This window comes from Burkholderiales bacterium (assembly GCA_013695435.1).
Classification (GTDB): Bacteria; Pseudomonadota; Gammaproteobacteria; order Burkholderiales; family JACMKV01; genus JACMKV01.
This window is the reverse complement of sequence record JACDAM010000295.1, coordinates 1-2,502: the sequence shown is the minus strand read 5'-3', so window position 1 is coordinate 2,502 and position 2,502 is coordinate 1. Positions and strand designations below refer to the sequence as shown.

General features: G+C 59.9%; 3 protein-coding genes. 1 reads left to right on the top strand and 2 read right to left on the bottom strand.

The annotated features are described in order from the left end of the window. Positions 1–51: 51 nt before the first annotated feature. The gene (locus H0V78_14385) at positions 52–948 is read right to left on the bottom strand and encodes a phosphoribosylaminoimidazolesuccinocarboxamide synthase (protein ID MBA2352922.1); all 897 of its coding nucleotides are present in this window, start codon (positions 946–948) and stop codon (positions 52–54) included. Positions 949–1,010: 62 nt separating this feature from the next. Then, on the bottom strand, positions 1,011–1,502 hold the full coding sequence (gene purE, locus H0V78_14380) for a 5-(carboxyamino)imidazole ribonucleotide mutase (protein ID MBA2352921.1): 492 nt from the start codon (positions 1,500–1,502) through the stop codon (positions 1,011–1,013). Positions 1,503–1,637: 135 nt separating this feature from the next. Between purE and H0V78_14375 the strand changes: the two genes are divergently transcribed. Beyond that, positions 1,638–2,502: LysR family transcriptional regulator (locus H0V78_14375; GenBank protein ID MBA2352920.1), on the top strand; the 865-nt coding region annotated here is incomplete at its 3' end.

The window sequence follows — 2,502 nt, the reverse complement described above, 5'->3', positions numbered from 1 at the left end:
GGGAAAGAGATGCCGCTTTTGCTGATATCGAGAGTCGTCAAGTTGGTGGTCCTACAACGCTTGCCCGGTCAAAAGGCGCAGCGCTTCACGGTATTTGTCGCCGGTTTTTTTGGCGACGTCGACAGGCAATTCGGGCGCCGGAGGTTTCTTGTTCCAGCCTTGCGCCTCCAGCCAGTCGCGCACGAACTGCTTGTCGAAACTGGGCGGGCTGATACCGGGCCGATATTGGTCGACCGGCCAGAAGCGCGACGAATCGGGCGTCAACGCTTCGTCGATCAGATACAGCTTGCCGCCATCATCGAGCCCGAATTCGAACTTGGTATCGGCAATGATGATGCCTTTTTCCGCGGCGTAATCGGCGGCCTGCGTGTATAGCGCGAGCGCTGCGCTGCTGACTTCGTGCGCGCGCTCGCTGCCGAGCAGCTTTTCGGCCTCGGCAAAAGGAATGTTTTCGTCGTGCGCACCCATCGGCGCCTTGGTCGAGGGCGTGAAAACAGGCTTCGGCAGCTTGCTCGCCTCCTTGAGGCCGGCGGGCAGCGCGATGCCGCAAATTGCGCCGGTCTTCTGATAATCCTTCCAGCCAGATCCGACGACGTAACCGCGCACGATCGCCTCGATCGGCAGCGGCTTCAATCTGCGCACGACGAACGAGCGGCCGGCGACCTGGTCGCATTCGTTTTGCGCGACCACGCTTTCCGGCGCGATGCCGGTCAGGTGATTCGGTATGACATGAGCAAGCTTGCCGAACCAGAAATTCGACAATGCGGTCAGCACGCGCCCCTTGTCGGGCACGGGCGTCGGCAGGATCACGTCGAATGCCGACAAACGGTCAGTCTGGATCACGAGCAGTTTGTCGTCGCCGACGGCATAAAGATCGCGGACCTTGCCGCGGTGGAGAAACTTGAGGCTTTCGAGACTGGATTCGAGCAGGGATAGTGGACGCGTCATAGCTGGAATACGTAACGATGAATCAAGCGGATGCCACGCGACGCGCGGGGAAAGGGGCGACCTTAAGCCGCGGGCAACAACGCGCCCTTGATCGACTCCACCTGCTTGTCGCGAAACGCCTGCAGGCGCTCGGCAAGTTTGACATCGGTCATGGCCAGCATGGCGATGGCGAACAGTGCGGCGTTGGCCGCGCCCGCCTCGCCGATGGCGAAAGTCGCGACCGGAATGCCCTTCGGCATCTGCACGATCGATAGCAGCGAATCGAGCCCTTGCAGATATTTGGACGGCATCGGCACGCCGAGCACGGGCAGCGTGGTCTTGGCGGCGATGACACCCGCCAGATGCGCGGCGCCGCCGGCCCCGGCGATAAAACATTTCGCGCCGCCGGCGATTGACGTCCTGATCCAGTCTTCGAGCAGGTCGGGCGTGCGGTGGGCGGACAATACTTTCGCCTCGAAACTGACGCCGAAATCCTGCAACTGCTTTGCGGCCTGCTGCATCACTTCCCAGTCGCTTTGACTGCCCATCACGATACCTATCGAAGCTTGCGCCATGCTCTTTCACCTTGAATGGATGCGACATTGTAACGCGGAGAAATCCTCGTCGGGCCCGGGCGCCCCGGCGACCATAAAGCCGTGTAACCCAATCTGATAGTTATGATAAGATTTTCGTATGAAACGAGCGCGACGATGTATCACCTGACACTGCGGCAACTACGCGTGTTCGCAGCGGTAGCGAACCATTTGAGTTTCTCGCGCGCCGCCGAATCTTTGCACTTGACCCAGCCGGCGGTTTCGATGCAAATCAAACAACTGGAAGAAACCATCGGTTTGCCGCTGTTCGAGCAGATGGGAAAGCGCATTTTCCTGACCGAAGCCGGCCGCGAGATATTACATTACAGCCGCACCATCGCCCAGCAATTGCTCGAGGCCGAGGCGGTGATCGACGAACTCAAAGGGCTGGAGCGCGGCAAGCTGACGATCTCCGTCGTCGGAACCGCGAATTATTTCGCGCCGCAATTGCTCGCCCAATTCTGCAAGCGCTATACGGGCATCACAGTCAGCCTCAACGTCGTTAACCGCGAAGCCGTGATCAAGCATCTCGAAGACAATTCAACCGATCTCGCGATCATGGGCCGCCCGCCCGAAGGCATGGACATTTACGCCGAAACCTTCATGGCCAACCCGCTCGTCGTGATCGCCGCCCCCGATCATCCGCTCGCCAGCCAGCGCAAGATTCCGCTCGAGCGATTGCGCGGACTGACTTTTCTCATGCGCGAGCAGGGGTCGGGAACGCGGGCGGCGATGGAGCGGTTTTTTCAGGAGCACGACATCGATTTCGAAGTCGGCACCGAGATGAATACCAATGAAGCGATCAAACAGGCGGTGCAAGTCGGCATGGGGTTGAGCGTTTTGTCCCTGCATACCGTTGAGCTGGAACTGGAAACGCGCCGCCTGGCGGTTCTCGATGTCGAAGACTTTCCCATTGTGCGCGCCTGGCACCTGATGCACCGCGCCAACAAGCGCGTTTCCGGTTCCGCGCGTGCGTTCAAGG

Coding starts and splice junctions, on each gene's coding strand:
- H0V78_14385 (MBA2352922.1), bottom strand. CDS start 948: ATGACGCGTCCACTATCCCTGCTCGAATCCAGTCTCGAAAGCCTCAAG.
- purE (MBA2352921.1), bottom strand. CDS start 1,502: ATGGCGCAAGCTTCGATAGGTATCGTGATGGGCAGTCAAAGCGACTGG.